General features: G+C 68.7%; 14 protein-coding genes and 1 other RNA gene. 14 read left to right on the top strand and 1 reads right to left on the bottom strand.

Annotated elements, in window-relative coordinates; all coding sequences use genetic code 11:
- Positions 1–68: 68 nt before the first annotated feature.
- The gene (locus AC1IQ6_RS23955; protein WP_062685144.1) at positions 69–1,262 is read left to right on the top strand and encodes a M20 aminoacylase family protein; all 1,194 of its coding nucleotides are present in this window, start codon (positions 69–71) and stop codon (positions 1,260–1,262) included.
- Between the two features lie 10 nt (positions 1,263–1,272).
- Entirely contained in the window at positions 1,273–2,337 is a 1,065-nt protein-coding gene (pyrC, locus tag AC1IQ6_RS23950) for a dihydroorotase (protein WP_102775392.1), read from the top strand.
- A 66-nt stretch (positions 2,338–2,403) separates the two neighbouring features.
- Here pyrC and AC1IQ6_RS23945 read toward each other — a convergent pair whose 3' ends face one another.
- Complete coding sequence (locus AC1IQ6_RS23945) at positions 2,404–4,230, bottom strand: ATP-binding cassette domain-containing protein (RefSeq protein ID WP_111826355.1); 1,827 nt, start codon at positions 4,228–4,230, stop codon at positions 2,404–2,406.
- Between the two features lie 123 nt (positions 4,231–4,353).
- Here AC1IQ6_RS23945 and rnpB point away from each other — a divergent pair.
- The 12 genes from rnpB (at position 4,354) to AC1IQ6_RS23885 (ending at position 18,812) form a co-directional block, all read left to right on the top strand.
- An RNA gene (rnpB, locus tag AC1IQ6_RS23940) (RNase P RNA component class A) lies at positions 4,354–4,759 on the top strand.
- Between the two features lie 343 nt (positions 4,760–5,102).
- Positions 5,103–5,531 (top strand): division/cell wall cluster transcriptional repressor MraZ, encoded by a 429-nt coding sequence (gene mraZ, locus AC1IQ6_RS23935; RefSeq protein ID WP_043542651.1) that lies wholly within the window; start codon positions 5,103–5,105, stop codon positions 5,529–5,531.
- 7 nt (positions 5,532–5,538) lie between these two features.
- The gene (gene rsmH / locus AC1IQ6_RS23930) at positions 5,539–6,636 is read left to right on the top strand and encodes a 16S rRNA (cytosine(1402)-N(4))-methyltransferase RsmH (RefSeq protein ID WP_102775394.1); all 1,098 of its coding nucleotides are present in this window, start codon (positions 5,539–5,541) and stop codon (positions 6,634–6,636) included.
- Complete coding sequence (ftsL, locus tag AC1IQ6_RS23925) at positions 6,636–6,926, top strand: cell division protein FtsL (protein ID WP_111826356.1); 291 nt, start codon at positions 6,636–6,638, stop codon at positions 6,924–6,926. Before rsmH ends, ftsL begins: the two co-directional genes overlap by 1 nt.
- Positions 6,923–8,653, top strand: a complete 1,731-nt coding sequence (locus AC1IQ6_RS23920) for a peptidoglycan D,D-transpeptidase FtsI family protein (protein ID WP_102775396.1) — start codon at positions 6,923–6,925, stop codon at positions 8,651–8,653. The genes ftsL and AC1IQ6_RS23920 overlap by 4 nt, the downstream gene beginning before the upstream one ends.
- Entirely contained in the window at positions 8,650–11,511 is a 2,862-nt protein-coding gene (murF, locus tag AC1IQ6_RS23915; protein WP_485865400.1) for a bifunctional UDP-N-acetylmuramoyl-L-alanyl-D-glutamate--2,6-diaminopimelate ligase MurE/UDP-N-acetylmuramoyl-tripeptide--D-alanyl-D-alanine ligase MurF, read from the top strand. The genes AC1IQ6_RS23920 and murF overlap by 4 nt, the downstream gene beginning before the upstream one ends.
- Positions 11,501–12,670 (top strand): phospho-N-acetylmuramoyl-pentapeptide-transferase, encoded by a 1,170-nt coding sequence (mraY, locus tag AC1IQ6_RS23910; RefSeq protein WP_102775398.1) that lies wholly within the window; start codon positions 11,501–11,503, stop codon positions 12,668–12,670. Before murF ends, mraY begins: the two co-directional genes overlap by 11 nt.
- Entirely contained in the window at positions 12,667–14,199 is a 1,533-nt protein-coding gene (murD, locus tag AC1IQ6_RS23905; protein ID WP_102775399.1) for a UDP-N-acetylmuramoyl-L-alanine--D-glutamate ligase, read from the top strand. The genes mraY and murD overlap by 4 nt, the downstream gene beginning before the upstream one ends.
- Positions 14,196–15,389, top strand: coding sequence for a putative lipid II flippase FtsW (gene ftsW, locus AC1IQ6_RS23900; protein ID WP_111826359.1), 1,194 nt, complete (start codon positions 14,196–14,198; stop codon positions 15,387–15,389). Before murD ends, ftsW begins: the two co-directional genes overlap by 4 nt.
- Positions 15,386–16,462 carry an undecaprenyldiphospho-muramoylpentapeptide beta-N-acetylglucosaminyltransferase gene (gene murG / locus AC1IQ6_RS23895; protein ID WP_479730529.1) on the top strand — a complete coding sequence of 359 codons (1,077 nt, stop codon included), beginning with the start codon at positions 15,386–15,388 and terminating at the stop codon, positions 16,460–16,462. Before ftsW ends, murG begins: the two co-directional genes overlap by 4 nt.
- On the top strand, positions 16,459–17,865 hold the full coding sequence (gene murC, locus AC1IQ6_RS23890; RefSeq protein WP_102775402.1) for a UDP-N-acetylmuramate--L-alanine ligase: 1,407 nt from the start codon (positions 16,459–16,461) through the stop codon (positions 17,863–17,865). The genes murG and murC overlap by 4 nt, the downstream gene beginning before the upstream one ends.
- Positions 17,862–18,812, top strand: coding sequence for a D-alanine--D-alanine ligase (locus AC1IQ6_RS23885; protein WP_102775403.1), 951 nt, complete (start codon positions 17,862–17,864; stop codon positions 18,810–18,812). Before murC ends, AC1IQ6_RS23885 begins: the two co-directional genes overlap by 4 nt.

The following is an 18,812-nucleotide window of genomic DNA, read 5'->3' as shown; positions in this document are numbered from 1 at the left end:
GCATTTATCCTCTGTAGCAACTAAAATGCACAGATTCTTCCTACTCTATCGTCTTTCTGTAACCTCCTATGTACGCACGTTCTCCGTTGGAATCGATTCGGCTGTTTCATGACGAATTGACGGCGCTGCGGCGCGATTTGCACGCGCATCCCGAGCTGGGTTTCGAGGAAGTGCGGACGTCCGGGATTGTCGCGGGCGCGCTGGAGGCGCTGGGGATCGAGGTGCACCGTGGCATCGGCAAGACCGGCGTGGTGGGCGTGATCCGCGGCAAGCGCTGCGACAGCGGGCGCATGATAGGGCTGCGCGCCGACATGGACGCGCTGCCGATGACGGAAGACAACGACTTCGGCCACAAGTCGACCAAGCCCGGCCTGATGCACGGCTGTGGCCACGACGGCCACACGGCCATCCTGATCGGCGCGGCCAAGTATCTGGCGCAGACGCGCAATTTCGACGGCACCGCGGTGCTGATTTTCCAGCCTGCGGAAGAAGGGCGCGGCGGCGCGCGCGCCATGCTGGAAGACGGCCTGTTCGATACCTTTCCGTGCGACGCGATCTACGCGCTGCACAACTGGCCCGGCCTGAAGCCGGGCACGGTGGGCATCAATCCCGGACCGATGATGGCCGCGGCCGACCGCTTCGAGATCCAGATAACCGGACGCGGCGGCCACGGCGCGCATCCGTATCAGACCATCGACCCCGTCACCATCGCGGGACAGATCATCACGGCCTTGCAAACCATCGTGTCGCGCAACGTGAATCCGCTGGATTCGGCGGTGGTGTCCATCGGCTCGCTGCAGGCCGGCCATCCCGGCGCGATGAGCGTGATTCCGCGCGAAGCGAAGATGGTGGGCACCGTGCGCACGTTCCGCAAGTCGGTGCAGGAAATGGTGGAGACGCGCATGCGCGAGCTGGTCTCGGCCATCGCCGGCGCGTTCGGCGGCACGGCCGAAGTGATCTACGAACGGATCTATCCCGCCACCTTGAACACGCCGCAGCACGCGAACCTGGTGGCCGACATCGCCACCGAAATGATAGGCAAGGAGAACGTGGTGCGCGACCTGGTGCCGTCCATGGGCTCCGAGGATTTCTCTTTCATGTTGCAGAGCAAGCCGGGCGCCTATTTCCGGCTGGGGCAGGGCGGAGCCGATTCCGGCTGCGTGCTGCACAACTCGCATTTCGATTTCAACGACGCCGTCATTCCCCTGGGCAGCGCGATGTTCTGCGCGCTGGCCGAACGGGGCATGCCGCTGGCAGACTAAGAAGCTTTCCATGTCCACGCAAAACACGACCCAGCTCACCATCACCCGGCCGGACGACTGGCACCTGCACCTGCGCGACGGCGCGGCGCTGGAGGCGGTGGTGGCCGACACCGCGCGGCAGTTCGCGCGCGCCATCATCATGCCGAACCTGCGTCCGCCGGTGACCAACACCGAACAGGCGCTGGCCTATCGCGGCCGCATCCTGGAGGCGCTGGCCAAGGCGGGCGGCAATCCCGCCGCGTTCACGCCGCTGATGACGCTCTACCTGACCGACAACACCTCGGCCGAGGAGATCTTCCGCGCGCACGAGTCGGGCCAGGTCTATGCGGTCAAGCTGTACCCCGCCGGCGCCACGACCAACTCGGACGCGGGCGTGACCGATCTGCTGGGCAAATGCACCAAGGCGCTCGAGGCGCTGGAAAAATGCGGCATGCCGCTGCTGGTGCATGGCGAAGTGACGGACCCGTCGATCGACGTGTTCGACCGCGAAGCGGTGTTCGTCGAGCGCGTGATGCTGCCGCTGCGCCGCGCCTTTCCGGCGCTGAAGGTCGTGTTCGAGCACATCACCACCAAAGAGGGCGCGCATTACGTGCGCGACGCCGAAGGGCCGATCGCCGCGACCATCACGCCGCAGCACATGCTGTACAACCGCAACGCGATCTTCCAGGGCGGCGTGCGTCCGCACTGGTACTGCCTGCCGATCCTCAAGCGCGAAACGCATCGCCAGGCGCTGGTCGAGGCCGCCACCAGCGGCAGCCCGCGCTTTTTCCTGGGCACCGACAGCGCGCCGCATGCGCGCGGCCTGAAGGAACATGCCTGCGGCTGCGCCGGCTGCTACACGGCGCTGCACGCGATGGAGCTGTACGCGACCGCGTTCGACGCGGCTGGCAAGCTGGACAAGCTGGAAGGCTTCGCCAGCTTCCACGGCCCGGACTTCTACGGCCTGCCGCGCAACACCGGCACGCTGACGCTGGTGCGCGAAGCCTACACGGTGCCCGAGGACCTGCCTTTCGGCGACACCACGCTGGTGCCGCTGGCCGCGGGCGAGGCGCTGGCCTGGCGCGCCCACGTCTGAGACGGAAAAAGGGCTGCCTCGCGGGCAGCCCTTCGCAGGTGCGCTATATAGATATGGCGCGTCGGATCACAGCGAGCTTTCGCGCCGCGCTTCCAGTAGTTCCCAGCGCGCGAAGCGTTCTTCGAGCTCGCTTTCCAGCTTGGCCAATTCGCTGTTGATGCGTTCGACCTCGGCCGGCGCGTCGCGGTACAGGCTGCCGTCGGCCAGCTTGCCGGCCAGTTCGGCCTGCTGCGCTTCCAGCGCCGCGATGGCGTCGGGCAGGCCTTCCAGTTCACGCAGTTCCCACGAGTTCATCTTGGCGGCGCGCGCCGGCTTGGGACGCGCGGCCTTGGCGCGCGCCGCGCCGTCGTCGGCCGGCCTGGCGGCGGGCGCGGCCTCCTCGGCGGGCGCGGCCGGCGCGGGCCGCTGCGCGAGCCATTCGTCGTAGCCGCCGACGTAGTCGCGCCAGCGGCCATGGCCTTCGTAGGCGATGGTCTGGGTGACCACGTTGTTCAGGAAGGCGCGGTCGTGGCTGACCAGCAGCACGGTGCCTGCGTATTCCTGCAGCAGCTCTTCGAGCAGCTCCAGCGTTTCGATGTCGAGATCGTTGGTGGGCTCGTCCAGCACCAGCACGTTGGCGGGCCGCGCGAACAGGCGGGCCAGCAGCAGCCGCGCGCGTTCGCCGCCCGACAGGCTGCGCACCGGCGAGCCGGCGCGCGCCGGCGAGAACAGGAAATCGCCCAGGTAGCTCATGACGTGCTTGCGGGCGCCGCCGATTTCGACCCATTCGCTGCCCGGGCTGATGATGTCGACCAGCGTGGCGTTCTCGTCCAGCTGCGCGCGCATCTGATCGAAGTAGGCGACCGAGACGTTGGTGCCCATGCGGGTGGCGCCGCTGTCGGGCTGCATTTCGCCCAGGATCAGCTTGAGCAGCGTGGTCTTGCCGGCGCCGTTGGGGCCGATGATGCCGATGCGGTCGCCGCGCAGGATGGTGGTGGAGTAATCGTCCACCACGACTTTGTCGCCGAAGGCCTTGCTGACGTGCTCGAGTTCGGCGACCAGCTTGCCGGAACGCTGGCCCTCGGCCAGCGCCAGTGACACGTTGCCCACGCGCTCGCGGCGTTCGGCGCGTTCGACGCGCAGGCGCTCCAGGCGGCGCACGCGGCCTTCGTTGCGGGTGCGGCGCGCCTCCACGCCCTTGCGTATCCAGACTTCCTCCTGGGCCAGCAGCTTGTCGAAGCGGGCCTGCTCCAGCCGTTCGGACTCCAGCCACTGGGCCTTGCGTTCCTGCCATTGCGAGAAATTGCCGGGAAAGCTCAGCAGCCGGCCGCGGTCCAGTTCGACGATGCGGGTGGCGATGGCGTCCAGGAAGCGGCGGTCGTGGGTGATGATGACCGCGGCGCCCTTCCAGCCGCGCAGCATGTCTTCCAGCCAGGCGATGCCGTCGAAGTCGAGATGGTTGGTGGGTTCGTCGAGCAGCAGCAGATCGGGTTCGTCGACCAGCGCGCGGGCCAGCGCGACGCGCTTGCGCGTGCCGCCGGACAGGCCGGCGATCTGCGCGTCGGCGGGCAGGCCGAGCTTTTCGATCACGGCGCGCACGCGCGAAGGGCGCTGCCAGTCTTCGTGGTCGCCTTCCACATTGCAGACCACGTCGAAGACCGTGGCGTTCTCGTCGAGCTCGGGCTCCTGCTCGACGGTGGCCACGCGCAGGCCCGAGCTGCGGGCGATGTCGCCGTCGTCGGGCAGGGTGCGGCCGTCCAGCAGCCTCAGCAGGGACGACTTGCCGGCGCCGTTGCGGCCGATCAGGCCGATGCGCTCGCCGGCCTGGATGGCGAAATCGGCGTGGTCCAGCAGCGGATGGTGGCCGTAGGCGAGCTGGATGTCGGTAAGGGTGATGAGAGTAGCGAGTGCCATGTAATGGAGCAGCGTCTGCGTCTGTGCGAATCAAGGCGTATTGTCGCAGGAACCCGCGCGGGCGTCGGCGGTGGCGCGGGCCTTGGGGGACGGAGCCGCCACCTGTACTAGAATACGAACCGCAAGACGGGTCGGGCGATCGCGGTGGATGCGAATCCATCGAGGAAGGTCCGGACTCCACAGGGCAGGATAACGGCTAACGGCCGTCCGGCCGCGTCCTCGGGCGCGGTTGAGGAACAGGGCCACAGAGACGAGTCTGCGGGGCGGGCGCGCGGCGCGCGCACAGGTACGGCCATCTCCGTATCGCGCCGTCCGGCAACGGGCGGCGGCATCGCAGGGTGAAACGCGGCAACCTCTATCCGGAGCAACATCAAATAGGCATGCGTGCGGCCTTCGGGCCGCGAAGGGCGGCTCCGTCCGAGCATGCGGGTAGATGGCTACAGCGGCCCAGCAATGGTCCGCGCAGAGGAATGATCGTCCGCCAGGGCAACCTGGTGTACAGAATCCGGCCTATAGACCCGTCTTGCAACTCATTCTCGAATGCGCGGCCGTCCCGGCGCCGGGCGGACCGGGCTGCGCCATTTTTCGGGCGGCCCCGGACGCCGCAGGCGGTGGGAAGCCTCGCCAATAGGAGCGAAGGACCGATCGTAAAACAATGCAAAGCCATTGTTAGCCGCTACTTCTGAAGAAGGACTTTTAGATAGTGCCGCAACCTCCTGATTTATTGGGAGGTTTTTGTTTTTGCGGATTTACATATTGGCCTAAGTCCTTGTTGTGATTGAAAAAATTGCAACCTCTCCCTTGACCGCCCCTTTCCCATACCGTAGAGTGGGAAATAGTAGGAAATTGTGCAATTAAGTGGGGTAAAAGTGGTGTTTCAGGGAAGCAGCGCGCTCACGCTGGATGCCAAGGGACGGATCTCGATTCCGACCCGGCATCGTGACGCGCTCATGTCGCAGGCCGATGGCCGGCTGACCCTGACTCGCCACCCCGACGGCTGTCTGCTGGTCTACCCGCGGCCCGAGTGGGAAAAGAAGCGCGAGCAGATCGCCGCGTTTCCCATGTCGGCCCGCGCGTTGCAGCGGCTGTTGCTGGGCAACGCTCAGGACGTGGAACTGGACGGCTCGGGCCGGGTCCTGATCGCGCCTGAACTGCGCAACGCTTCCGGTATGACGCGCGATGTGATGCTGCTCGGATTGGGCGCGCACTTCGAGCTGTGGGACGCCGCTACCCTGGCCAGCCGCGAGGCTGAGGACCTGGCCAAGGGTATGCCGGATGTGTTGAATCAGTTTTCGTTCTGAAAAAGTTATGGAATTCGAACATCGGCCCGTCTTGCTGGAGCCGACGGTGGACGCGTTACTGCTGGCCGGCTTCGGCGGCAAGGGCGCGGCACGGTCGCAAGAGCAAGGCGGGCCGGCTGCGGCTACGCGGGCGCAAAGCGGTGTCTTCGTCGACGGCACTTTCGGCCGCGGCGGGCACAGCCGCGAGCTGCTCGGCCGTCTCGGCCCGGACGCGCGGCTGGTGGTGTTCGACAAGGACCCGGAGGCGATCGCCGTCGCCAATGTATTGGCGGCAGCGGACCCGAGGGTCACCGTGGTGCATGGCGGCTTCGCCACCATGGCCGAAGAATTGCAGCAGCGCGGCATCGGCAAGGTCGATGGCGTGATGCTGGATCTGGGCGTTTCGTCGCCTCAGATCGACGATGCCGAGCGCGGTTTCTCGTTCATGCGAGACGGCCCGCTCGACATGCGGATGGACACCACTCGTGGTCCCACGGTGGCGGATTGGCTGGCGCAAGCCAGTGTGGATGAGATGCGGGAGGTCATAGCGGATTATGGCGAAGAACGGTTTGCTTTTCAGGTTGCAAAGGCGATTGCTGCTCGCCGCGCAACAAGGCCGCTGCGCACCACGCTCGAGCTTGCCGAGTGCGTCGCCGGCGCCGTCCGCACGCGCGAAAAGGGGCAGCATCCGGCCACACGCACCTTTCAAGCTTTACGGATTTACATCAATCGGGAACTCGAAGAGCTCGCGCGCACCCTCGCGGCAGCTCTAGACCTGCTGGCTCCGGGGGGGAGATTGGCGGTGATCAGCTTTCATTCGCTCGAAGACCGTATGGTCAAGCAGTGCATCGCGGCGGCGGCTCGTCCGGCTGCCGCGCATGCGCGCCTGCCGCTGCGTGAAAGCGAAATGCCCCAGCCGGTGCTGCGTTCCCTGGGCCGCGTGGTGGCCGAGGACGACGAAGTCTCGGGCAACGCGCGCGCCCGCTCCGCCATCCTGCGCGTGGCCGAACGCACGGAAACCCCGCTGCCCGCAGAGGGCGGCGCCGCGTTCGTCAAGATCGGCTCCCTGCCGGGCAGCGATCTGGCTCCGCCGCCGCGGCGCGGCGGCAAGGGAGGGCGCCGCTGATGGGTCGCGTCAACCTGATCGTTGCGGCTTTGCTGATGCTGTCGGCCATTTCCCTGGTCACCAGCCGGTATCAGTCGCGCCAGCTCTTCATCGAGCTGGGGCGCGATCAGGCCCAGGCGCGCGACCTGGAAACCAACTGGCGGCGCCTGCAGCTGGCGCGCGCCGAACTCGCCCGCAACGCGCGGGTGGATGCCATCGCGCGTGAGGGCCTGAAGATGATCTCCATCGTTCCGGACCGCACGCTCTATCTGAACCAGGCGCCCGTCTCCACCGCCGGAGGTGCCCAATGAAGCGGGTGCCCTTCTTCGACAACCCCGTGCTGCGCGGGCAATTGCCCACCTGGCGCGCGCGCCTGGTGCTGATCCTGCTGTTCGGCGGGTTCGTCGTGCTGGCCGGCCGCGCCCTGTTCCTGCAGGGGCTGTCCACCGAATTCCTGCAGCAGCAGGGCGAGCGCCGCTACGAGCGCACGCTGACCCTGCCCGCCACGCGCGGCAAGATCCTGGACCGCAACGGCGCGGTGCTGGCCTCCAGCGTGCCGGCGCGCGCCATCTGGGCGATTCCCGAGGACGCCAAGCAGGCCACGGCGGCGCAACTCGACTCGCTGGCCAAGCTGCTGGAGATGCCGGTGGCCGACCTGCGCCGCCGCCTGGTCGACGAGGACAAGAACTTCGTCTACCTGAAGCGCCAGGTCGCCATGGACGTGGCCGACCAGATCAAGCAGCTGGGCCTGCCCGGCATACACCAGCAGCCCGAAACCCGCCGCTACTATCCGGACGGCGACGTGATGGCCCACGTGGTGGGCTTCAACAGCGTCGAGGACCAGGGCCAGGAAGGCGTCGAACTCACGTTCAACCAGCAGCTCTCCGGCCGCCCGGGCAGCCGCCGCGTGATCAAGGACCGGCTGGGCCGCGTCATCGAGGACGTGCAGGCCGTGACCCTGCCGGTCGACGGCCGCGACTTGCGCCTGTCCATCGACACCCGCCTGCAGTACCTGGTGTTCAAGGCCCTGAAAGACGCCATGGACAAGCACCAGGCCAAGGGCGCGACCGCCGTGGTCGTGGACGTGCATACCGGCGAGATCCTGGCGCTGGCCAACGTGCCGACCTTCGATCCCAATAAGCGCGAAACCTTCCACGGCGCCAACCTGCGCAACCAGGCGATCACCGATACCTTCGAGCCCGGGTCCATCATGAAGCCGTTCACCGCCGCGCTGGCGCTGGACCTGGGCCGCATCAGCACCAAGACCCTGTTCGAGACCGGCAATGGCCGCTTCCAGTACCAGGGCAGCACGATCAGCGACGTGAGCCGCAACGGCACGCTGGACGTGGCCGGCGTGCTGCGCAAGTCCAGCAATATCGGCATGACCATGATCTCCGAGAAGCTGGAATCCCGCGAGATGTGGGACCGCTTCACCGAACTGGGCCTGGGCCAGGCCCCCCAGGTGGGATTCCCCGGCGCCGCGCCCGGCCGCCTGCGTCCCTGGGACCGCTGGCGCCTGATCGAAAAGGCCACCATGGCCTACGGCTACGGCCTGTCGGTGTCGCTGCTGCAGGTGGCGCGCGCCTATACCGTCTTCGCGCGCAACGGCGACATGGTCTCGCTCACGCTGGTCAAGCGCGACAGCGATCCCACCAGCGTCAAGATCTATACGCCCAAGACCACCGCGCTGGTGCGCGGCATGCTCGAGGCCGCCGCCGGTCCCGAAGGCACCAAGGCCGCGCAGGTGCAGGGCTACCGCGTGGCCGGCAAGAGCGGCACCGCGCGCAAGATCGTCGATGGCAAGTACAGCAAGCAGCGCTACCGCAGTTCGTACGTGGGCTTCGCGCCGGTGTCCGATCCCAAGATCGTCGTGGCCGTGTCCATCGACGAACCGACCGTCGGCGGCTATTACGGCGGCGCGATCGCCGCGCCGGTGTTCTCCCAGATCGTGGGAGGCGGCCTGCGGCTGATGGGGGTGCGTCCGGACGCGCCCTTCGAATCCACAATTGTTGCTGGTCTCAAGGAGCCAGGCAGATGAGCGCCAAAGGCTTCCTCTCTACTTCCCCCGCCGCCACGGTCGCCGAGATCGTGGCGTGGTTGCATGCGCGCGTCTCGCTGACCGCGCACCTCAAGCTGGACTCCCGCGATATCGAGCCGGGCGACGTGTTCGTCGCCTGCCCGGGCCTGTCCAGCGATGGACGCCTCTATATAGATAAGGCATTGGCGCTGGGCGCCAGCGCGGTCCTGTTCGAAGCGCCCGCCAGCGCGGCCATCGAGGCCGCGGCCGGGCAGGCGCAGATGCTGCCGGTGACCGGCCTGCGCGCCCTGCTGGGCGAGCTGGGCGACACCTGGTACGGCCGGCCGTCGGCCGCGCTCGCGGTGGTGGCCGTGACGGGCACCAACGGCAAGACGTCTTCGGTGCAATGGATCGCCCATGCGCTCAGCCGCAACGACAAGCCCTGCGGCACCATCGGCACGCTGGGCGCGGTGCTGCCCGACGGGCAGACGCTGGGCGGCGAGCTGACCACCCCCGACGTGCTGACCGTGCACCGCACCCTGGCCGCCATGCGCGACGCCGGGGCCAAGGCGGTGGCCATGGAGGCCTCGTCCATCGGCATCGAGCAGGGCCGCATGGACGGCGTGCGCGTGGCGTTGGCGGCGTACACCAACCTGACGCGCGACCATCTCGATTACCACGGCACCATGGAGCGCTACGAAGCGGCCAAGGCGCGCCTGTTCACGTGGCCTGGCCTGACCGCCGCCGTGATCAACGCGGACGACGAGGCCGGCCGGCGCCTGATCGCCAGCCTGCCCGCGGAACTGGCGATGGGCTACAGCCTGAGCGATGCGCCGGAGGTTCCCGCCCGGATGCGCGCGCGCGACCTGCAGGCGACCGCCCAGGGCCAGATCTTCACGCTGGTGTCGCCGCATGGCGAGGCCCAGATCGTCACGCGCCTGCTGGGCGCGCACAACGTTTCCAACCTGCTGCTGGTGGCGGGCGTGCTGTATCAGCTGGGCCTGCCGTTCGCGCAGATCGCCCGCGAGCTGGCCGCCACCGATCCGGTGGACGGCCGCCTGCAGACCGTGGAACCGCTGGGCTCGAACGGCGCCCAGGCCGGCACCGGCCGCGGCCCGCTGGTGGTGGTGGATTACGCCCATACGCCCGACGCGCTGTCGCGGGCGCTGTCCGCGCTGCGCGCCGTCGCCGCCGCGCGCTCGGGCCGCCTGGTCTGCCTGTTCGGCTGCGGCGGCGAGCGCGATCCGGGCAAGCGTCCCGAGATGGGCCGGATCGCGGCCGAGCTGGCCGACCACGTGGTGGTGTCCAGCGACAATCCGCGCCGCGAATCGCCCGAAGACATCGTCCGGCAGATCCTGGCCGGCATTCCCGAGTCCGCGCATGCCGTGGTGCAGGTCGATCGCGCGCGCGCCATCATGCAGACCATCTGGGCCTCGGCGCCCGAGGACGTGGTGCTGCTGGCCGGCAAGGGCCACGAGACCTACCAGGACATCGGCGGCGAGAAGCTGCCGTTCGACGACCGCGAATGGGCGCGCCTGGCGATGCTGCTGCCGCAGGTCAAGGGCGTGTCCACCGACACGCGGCGCATCGACGCCGGCGAGCTGTTCGTGGCGCTGGTGGGCGAGAATTTCGACGCGCACGATTACCTGGACCAGGCCGAGGCGCGCGGCGCCTGCGCGGCCGTGGTGGCGCATCCGGTCGCCGGCGCGCGCCTGCCGCAGCTGGTGCTGGGCGATACCCGCGTGGCGCTGATGCGCATCGGCGCGGCCTGGCGCGCGCAATTCTCGCTGCCGGTCATCGCCGTGACGGGCAGCAACGGCAAGACCACCACCAAGGAAATGATTTCGGCCATGCTGGCCGAGTGGCGCGGCGCGGAAGGCCGCCTGGCCACCGCCGGCAACCTGAACAACGACATCGGCGTGCCGCTGACGCTGCTGCGCCTGCGTCCCGGCCATCGCGCCGCGGTGTTCGAGCTGGGCATGAACCACCCCGGCGAAATCGCCCAGCTGGCGGCGCTGGCCGCGCCCACGGTGGCGCTGGTGACCAACGCCCAGCGCGAGCACCAGGAATTCATGCACAGCGTGGAAGCGGTGGCGCACGAGAACGGCGCGGCCATCGCCGCGCTGCCCGACGACGGCGTGGCCGTCTATCCGGGCGACGAGCCGTATTCGACGGTCTGGGATGCGCTGGCCGAGCCGCGCCGCGTGCTGCGCTTCGGTCTGCAGCCCGGCCTGGACGTGTACGCCGAGCAGATCCTGGCCGACGTCGACGCCACGCGCTGCCGCGTGGTGACGCCGGTCGGCACGGCCGACCTGGCGTTGCCGGTGCCCGGCCTGCACAACCTGCGCAATGCGCTGGCGGCCATCGCCAGCGCCATCGCGGCGGGGGCGCCGCTGGACGCCGCGGTGCGCGCGCTGGCGGGTTTCAGCCCGGTGGCCGGCCGCATGCAGCGCAAAAAATTGAGTGACGGAACGTTGCTCATCGACGACACCTACAATGCGAACCCCGACTCGGTTCGCGTGGCCATCGAAGTGCTGGCGCGCGTCGACGGCACGCGCGTCCTGGTCCTGGGCGACATGGGCGAAGTCGGGGACAACGGCCCCGCCATGCATGAAGAGGTGGGCAATTACGCGCGCGAGCATGGGCTCGACGCGCTCATCACGCTAGGCGAAGCCAGCCGGGCGGCAGCGGCCGCATTCGGTGTGGGCGCGCACGCCTGCGCATCGGTAGACGAAGTCGTTGCCGCGTTGCGCGGCTTGCGCCCGTCCTGCGTATTGGTAAAGGGATCGCGCTTTATGCGCATGGAGCGGGTAGTGACGGCTTTTTCGACGAATGAAGGGATGACGGCCAAGGGGCAGGGAGAGCACGATGCTGCTTGAAATCGCCCGCTTGCTTTCGGATGACGTGCGCGCGCTGGGGGTGTTCGAATACATCACCATGCGCGCGGTGCTGGCCTGCGCGACGGCGCTGCTGATCGGCCTGGTGGCCGGCCCGCGCGTGATCCGCAAGCTGACCGAAATGAAGATCGGCCAGGCCGTGCGCTCCTATGGCCCGGAGTCGCACCTGGTCAAGACCGGCACCCCCACCATGGGCGGCGTGCTGATCCTGATTTCCATCGCCATCAGCACCTTGCTGTGGGCGGACTGGACCAACCGCTTCGTGTGGGTGGTGTTGTTGGTGACCTTTGGTTTCGGCTGGATCGGCTGGATGGACGATTACCGCAAGGTGGTCTATCGCGATCCGGAAGGCATGCCGGCGCGGCAGAAGTTCTTCTGGCAGGCCACCATCGGCATGGTGGCCGCCGTGTATCTGGCGTTCGCGGTGTCGGCGCCGGCCAATACCGAACTGTGGCCGCTGTTCAAGGCCTGGGTCGGCAGCGGCTTCACCATGTCGCTGCCCACGCGCGCCGACCTGATCGTGCCGTTCTTCAAGACCGTGAGCTATCCGCTGGGCGTGCTGGGCTTCGTGGCGCTGACCTGGGCGGTCATCGTCGGCACCAGCAACGCCGTGAACCTGACCGACGGCCTGGACGGCCTGGCCATCATGCCCACCGTCATGGTGGGCAGCGCGCTGGGCATCTTCGCCTACGTGGTCGGACGGGTCGACTATTCCAAGTACCTGCTGTTTCCCTACATCCCCGGGGCGGCCGAGCTGATGGTGCTGTGCGCCGCGATCGGCGGCGCCGGCCTGGCGTTTTTGTGGTTCAACGCGTATCCGGCGCAGGTCTTCATGGGCGACGTCGGCGCGCTCGCGCTGGGCGGCGCGCTGGGCACCATCGCCGTGATCGTGCGCCAGGAAATCGTGCTGTTCATCATGGGCGGCGTGTTCGTGGTCGAGACGCTTTCGGTGATGCTGCAGGTGACCTGGTTCAAGTACACGAAGCGACGTTATGGAACAGGTCGACGCATATTCCGCATGGCTCCGCTGCATCATCACTTCGAAGTGGGCGGCTGGAAAGAAACCCAGGTGGTCGTGCGTTTCTGGATCATCAGCATGATGCTGGTGCTGATTGGCCTCTCTACCTTGAAGTTGCGATGAATACGATGGAAACCTCCCGTGACGGCGCGCCGCTCGTCCTGATCCTCGGATTGGGCGAGACGGGCGCGGCTGCCGCAAGCTGGTGCGCCCGCCAGGGCGCCCGCCTGCGCGTGGCCGACACGCGCGCCGAACCGGGCGGACTGGCCTCGCTGCGCGCCGCGCTGGCGCAGGCCGAAGTGGAATACCGCCTGGGCTGCGACGGGTCTTTCGACACCGCGCTGCTCGACGGCGTGGACCAGGTGGTGCTCAGTCCCGGCCTGGCGCCGACGCAGGCCCCGGCCGCCGACCTGCTGCGCGAGGCCGAGGCCCGCGGCATCGAGATCGTCGGCGAGATCGAACTGTTCGCGCGCGCGCTGGCCGAACTGGCCGAGACGCGCGAATACCGTCCGCGCCTGCTGGCCGTGACCGGCACCAACGGCAAGACCACCGTCACCGCGCTGACGCGCCAGCTGATCGAGGCCGGCGGCCTGTCGGTCGTGGCCGCGGGCAACATCAGCCCGGCGGCGCTGGCCGCGCTGATGACGGCGCTGGACGCCGATGCGCTGCCGCAGGTCTGGGTGCTGGAGCTGTCGAGCTTCCAGATGGAAACCACGCGCTCGCTCAAGGCCGACGCGGCCGTGGTGCTGAACGTCACGCAGGACCACCTGGACTGGCATGGCGATATGCAGGCCTACGCGGCCGCCAAGGCGCGCCTGCTGAAGATGGCCCGGGTGGCCATCGTCAACCGCGAAGATCCGTACACCATCGACATGGTGCCGGCGCTCGACGCCATGAACGTGCGCACCTTCGGCCGCGACGTGCCGGAGCTGGTCGGCGACATGGGCCTGGAGCTGGGCCAGGGCGTGGCCTGGCTGACCGCCTGCGAGCCCAACGATTTCGACGAACCCGCGCCGCCCACGCGCCGCAAGAAGGACGCGCCCGAGCCGGTGCGCGCCAAGGGCCGCATGAGCCGGCTGATGCCGGTCGACGCCCTGCGCATCCGCGGCATCCATAACGCCTTGAACGCGCTGGCCGCCCTGCAGCTCGCGCGCTGCCTGGACCTGGGCTGGGGCCCGATGCTGCGCGCGCTGCGCGACTACGCGGGCGAGCCGCATCGCGCCGCGTTCGTGCGCACCATCGGCGGCGTGGACTACATCAACGACAGCAAGGGCACCAACGTGGGCGCCACCGTGGCCGCGCTGGAAGGCCTGGGCCAGCAGGTGGTGCTGATCGCCGGCGGGCAGGGCAAGGGCCAGGACTTTTCGCCGCTGATTCCGGTGGTCTCGCGCCACGCGCGCGCCGTGATGCTGATCGGCGTGGACGCGCCCGAGATCGCCCGGGTGCTGGCCGCCACCGGCGTGAACTGCGTGACCGTCGAGACCCTGCGCGACGCCGTGCGCGGCGCCGCCGAACTGGCGCAGCCCGGCGACGCCGTGCTGCTGTCGCCGGCCTGCGCCAGCCTGGACATGTTCCGCAACTACCCGCATCGCGGGCAGGTGTTCGTGGAAGAGGTCGAGGACCTGGCCCGCGACCGTGGAGAGATCGCATGAGCCTGATCGCCGATCTCACCGCCAGCGTCAACGCCGTACGGCCCGGCCGTACCAAGATGCGCAACTTCGATCTGCCGCTGGTCATCGCGGCCTCGACGCTGCTGCTGCTCGGCCTGCTGATGGTGTATTCGGCGTCGATCGCGCTGGCCGACGGCCCGCGCTACGCCTCCTATGGCCGCTACTATTTCGTGATCCGCCACGGCCTGTTCGTCACCGCCGGCCTGATCGGCGGGGCCGTGGTCCTGGCCATCCCCATCCGCGTCTGGCAGCGCCTGGCGGTGCCGCTGTTCGGGGTGGCGATCGTGCTGCTGGTCGCCGTGCTGATTCCCGGCATCGGCCGCGAAGTCAACGGCGCGCACCGCTGGATTCCGCTGGGTCCGCTGAACTTCCAGCCTTCCGAACTGATGAAGCTGGCCGCGCTGCTCTACGCCGCCGACTATACGGTGCGCAAACAGGAACACATGCAGGCGTTCGCGCGCGGCTTCATGCCCATGGCGGTCGCGCTGGGCGGCGTGGGCATGCTGCTGCTGCTGGAGCCCGACCTGGGCGCGTTCATGGTGATCGTGGCCATCGCCATCGGCATCCTGTTCCTGGGCGGCATCAACGGCAAGTACTTCAGCAGCCTGCTGGCGGTGCTGGTCGGCACCTTCCTGATGCTCATCTGGCTGTCGCCGTGGCGCCGCGCGCGCCTGTTCGCCTACCTGGACCCCTGGAACGAAGACAACGCCTACGGCAGCGCCTACCAGCTGTCGCATTCGCTGATCGCGCTGGGCCGCGGCGAATGGCTGGGCGTGGGCCTGGGCGCCAGCGTCGAAAAACTGCACTACCTGCCCGAGGCGCACACCGACTTCCTGATGGCCGTGGTGGGCGAGGAGCTGGGCTTTGCCGGCGTGATGCTGGTGATCATCCTGTTCGCCATCATCGTGTACCGCGGCTTCGACATCGGCCGTCAGGCCATCGCCATGGAACGCACTTTCGCGGGCCTGGTGGCGCACGGCGTGGCGATGTGGATCGGCGTGCAGGCCTTCATCAACATGGGCGTGTGCCTGGGCCTGCTGCCCACCAAGGGCCTGACCCTGCCGCTGATGAGCTACGGCGGTTCCGGCGTGGTGATGAACCTGTGCGCGCTGGCCATGCTGATACGGGTCGACGTGGAAAACCGCATCATGATGCGCGGAGGACGGGTATGACGGCCGCGCGCACCATCCTCATCATGGCCGGCGGCACCGGCGGGCACATCATGCCCGGCCTGGCCGTGGCCGACGTGCTGCGCGCGCGCGGCTGGCGCGTGCTGTGGCTGGGCAATCCCGACAAGATGGAAGGCCGGCTGGTGCCGCCGCGCGGCATCGAGCTGGTGCCGCTGCGCTTTGCCGGCGTGCGCGGCAAGGGGGCGGCGGCGCTGCTGAAGCTGCCGTTCCTGCTGGTGCGCGCGTTCGCGCAGGCCTGGTCGCGCCTGTCCGAGGTGCGCCCCGACGTGGTGCTGGGCATGGGCGGCTACGTGGCCTTTCCCGGCGGCGTGATCGCGGCGCTGCGCGGCACGCCGCTGGTGGTGCACGAGCAGAACGCCGTGGCCGGCACCGCCAACAAGTGGCTGGCCCGCATGGCGCGCCGCGTGCTCAGCGGCTTCCCCGGCGTGCTGTCCAAGGGCGAGGCCCTGGGCAACCCGGTGCGCGCCGACCTGTGCGCGCTGCCCGATCCGGCCGCGCGCTACGCCGGCCGCAGCGGCGCGCTGCGCCTGCTGGTGGTGGGCGGCAGCCTGGGCGCCCAGGCGCTGAACACCACGCTGCCGCAGGCCTTGGCGCTGCTGCCGCAGGACCGGCGGCCGGAAGTCGTCCACCAGGCCGGCGAACAGCATCTGCCCGCGCTGCAGCAGGCCTACGCCCAGGCGGGCGTGGCGGCCGACTGCCGCGCTTTCATCGACGACATGGCGGGCGCGCTGGGCCAGGCCGACCTGCTGATCTGCCGCGCCGGCGCCATGACGGTGTCCGAAGTGGCGGCGGCGGGCGTGGCGGCGCTGTTCGTGCCGTTCCCGCATGCCATCGACGACCACCAGACCGCCAACGCGCGCTTCCTGAGCGACGCGCAGGCCGCCTGGCTGCAGCCGCAGACCGCCTTGACGCCCGAGTGGCTGGCGCAGTGGCTGGGCCAGCGCAACCGACAAGAACTCCAAGCCGTCGCAGAACGGGCCCGCGCGCATGCGCGCCCCGAGGCGGCGGCGCATATCGCCGACGCATGTGAACAAGCAGCGGGGCGCGCATCATGAAGCACAGAATCCAACATATCCATTTCGTAGGCATCGGCGGCTCGGGCATGAGCGGCATTGCCGAAGTGCTGCTCAACCTGGGCTACACCATCAGCGGCTCCGACCTGCACGAGTCGGCCGTGACTCGCCGCCTGGCCGAGCTGGGCGTGAAGATCGCCATCGGCCACGTGGCCAGCAACGTCACCGGCGCCGGCGCCATCGTGACCTCCACCGCGGTGGCCGGCGACAACCCCGAAGTGATCGCGGCGCGCGCCGCGCGCATCCCGGTGGTGCCGCGCGCCATCATGCTGGCCGAGCTGATGCGCCTGAAGCGCGGCATCGCGGTGGCCGGCACCCACGGCAAGACCACCACCACCAGCCTGGTGGCCAGCATCCTGGCCGCCGGCGACCTGGACCCCACCTTCGTGATCGGCGGCCGGCTGAATTCCGCCGGCGCCAATGCGCGGCTGGGGCAGGGCGACTACATCGTGGTCGAGGCCGACGAATCCGACGCCTCGTTCCTGAACCTGCTGCCCGTGATGGCCATCGTGACCAATATCGATGCCGATCACATGGACACCTACGGCCACGACGTGGCGCGCCTCAAAAGCGCCTTCATCGAATTCACGCAGCGCCTGCCGTTCTATGGCAGCGCGGTGCTGTGCCTGGACGACGCCAACGTGCGCGAGATCATGCCGTTCGTGTCGCGCCCCATCACCACCTACGGCCTGGCCGAGGAAGCGATGGTGCGCGCCTACGAGGTGCAGGCCGAAGGCACGCGCATGCGCTTCAACGTGCAGCGCACCCACCTCGACACGCTGCTGCCCCCGCTGGAAGTGGAGCTGAACCTGCCGGGCCTGCACAACGTGCGCAACGCGCTGGCGGCGATCGCCGTGGCGACCGAGCTGGGCGTCTCCGACGAAGCCATCCGCGAGGCGCTGGCCTCGTTCAAGGGCGTCGGCCGCCGTTTCACGCAGAGCGGCGAATTCGCGGTGCCCGCCGCCCACGGCGGCGGCAGCTTCACGCTGATCGACGACTACGGCCACCATCCGGTGGAAATGGCCGCCACGCTGGCCGCGGCGCGCGGCGCGTGGCCGGACCGCCGCATCGTGCTGGCGTTCCAGCCGCACCGCTACACCCGCACGCGCGACTGCTTCGAGGATTTCGTGCGCGTGCTCGGCTCGGCCGACGCCGTGCTGCTGACCGAGGTCTACGCCGCGGGCGAGCCGCCGCTGGTGGCCGCCGACGGCCGCGCCCTGTCGCGCGCGCTGCGCGTGGCCGGCAAGGTCGAGCCCCTGTTCGTCGAGGACGTGGCCGAACTGCCGCAGGCGGTGCTGGACTTCGTGCGCGACGGCGACGTGGTGATCGTCATGGGAGCGGGTTCGATCAGCAAGGTCCCCGCCCAGGTAGGAGAGCTGGCATGAACAAGCAATTCGGCAAAGTGGGCGTGTTGTACGGCGGACGCTCCGCCGAGCGCGAGGTGTCCCTGATGTCGGGCGCCGGCGTGCACCAGGCGCTGCTGAGCGCCGGCGTGGACGCGCACCTTTTCGACACCGGCGAACGCAGCCTGGCCGAACTGGCGGCCGAAGGGTTCGAACGCGTCTTCATCGCGCTGCACGGCCGCTACGGCGAGGACGGCTCCATCCAGGGCGCTTTGGAACTGCTGGGCATTCCCTACACCGGCAGCGGTCCGCTGGCTTCCGCGCTGGCCATGGACAAGACCATGACCAAGCGCGTGTGGCTGCAGCAAGGCCTGCCCACCCCCGAATTCGAAGTGCTGGACGCCGATACCGAGCTGCGCCTGGTGCCCGACCGCCTGAACCTGCCGCTCATCATCAAGCCGCCGCACGAAGGTTCGACGGTCGGCATCACCAAGGTGGTGGGCTATTCCGACATGAAGGAAGCCTATGCCGCGGCCGCGCGCTTCGACAGCGAGGTGCTGGCCGAGCAGTTCATCACCGGCCGCGAGCTGACCGTGGCGGTGCTGGGTTCGGGCAAGACGGCGCGCGCGCTGCCGGTGATCGAGATCGCCGCGCCCGGCGGCAACTACGACTACGAGCACAAGTACTTCTCGGACGACACGCAGTACTTCTGCCCCGCGACCCTGCCCGCCGAGGTCGCCGAGGAAGTCGCGGCCATCGCCGTCAAGGCCTACCGGGCGCTGGGCTGCGAAGGCTGGGGCCGCGCGGACTTCATCCTCGACCGCGACAACCGGCCGTGGCTGCTCGAAATGAACACCTCGCCCGGCATGACCAGCCATTCACTCGTCCCCATGGCCGCCAAGGCCGTGGGCATCAGCTATGCCGAACTGTGCGTGGCGATCCTGGCCGAGGCCGCGTGCAAAGTGCGCAGCCCCGCTCGCAACGCTTGA

The sequence above is a fragment of the Achromobacter sp. MUI-25009338 genome (assembly GCF_057359325.1).
The sequence above is the reverse complement of the archived record's forward strand: the minus strand, read 5'-3'. Positions and strand labels throughout refer to the sequence as shown.

Excerpts from the sequence above, each read along its gene's own strand:
- mraY (WP_102775398.1), top strand. The coding sequence starts at position 11,501 with ATGCTGCTTGAAATCGCCCGCTTGCTTTCGGATGACGTGCGCGCGCTG.
- murC (WP_102775402.1), top strand. The coding sequence starts at position 16,459 with ATGAAGCACAGAATCCAACATATCCATTTCGTAGGCATCGGCGGCTCG.
- murD (WP_102775399.1), top strand. The coding sequence starts at position 12,667 with ATGAATACGATGGAAACCTCCCGTGACGGCGCGCCGCTCGTCCTGATC.
- AC1IQ6_RS23945 (WP_111826355.1), bottom strand. The coding sequence starts at position 4,230 with ATGGCACTCGCTACTCTCATCACCCTTACCGACATCCAGCTCGCCTAC.
- AC1IQ6_RS23885 (WP_102775403.1), top strand. The coding sequence starts at position 17,862 with ATGAACAAGCAATTCGGCAAAGTGGGCGTGTTGTACGGCGGACGCTCC.
- murF (WP_485865400.1), top strand. The coding sequence starts at position 8,650 with ATGAGCGCCAAAGGCTTCCTCTCTACTTCCCCCGCCGCCACGGTCGCC.
- AC1IQ6_RS23955 (WP_062685144.1), top strand. The coding sequence starts at position 69 with ATGTACGCACGTTCTCCGTTGGAATCGATTCGGCTGTTTCATGACGAA.
- ftsW (WP_111826359.1), top strand. The coding sequence starts at position 14,196 with ATGAGCCTGATCGCCGATCTCACCGCCAGCGTCAACGCCGTACGGCCC.
- AC1IQ6_RS23920 (WP_102775396.1), top strand. The coding sequence starts at position 6,923 with ATGAAGCGGGTGCCCTTCTTCGACAACCCCGTGCTGCGCGGGCAATTG.
- murG (WP_479730529.1), top strand. The coding sequence starts at position 15,386 with ATGACGGCCGCGCGCACCATCCTCATCATGGCCGGCGGCACCGGCGGG.
- rsmH (WP_102775394.1), top strand. The coding sequence starts at position 5,539 with ATGGAATTCGAACATCGGCCCGTCTTGCTGGAGCCGACGGTGGACGCG.
- ftsL (WP_111826356.1), top strand. The coding sequence starts at position 6,636 with ATGGGTCGCGTCAACCTGATCGTTGCGGCTTTGCTGATGCTGTCGGCC.
- pyrC (WP_102775392.1), top strand. The coding sequence starts at position 1,273 with ATGTCCACGCAAAACACGACCCAGCTCACCATCACCCGGCCGGACGAC.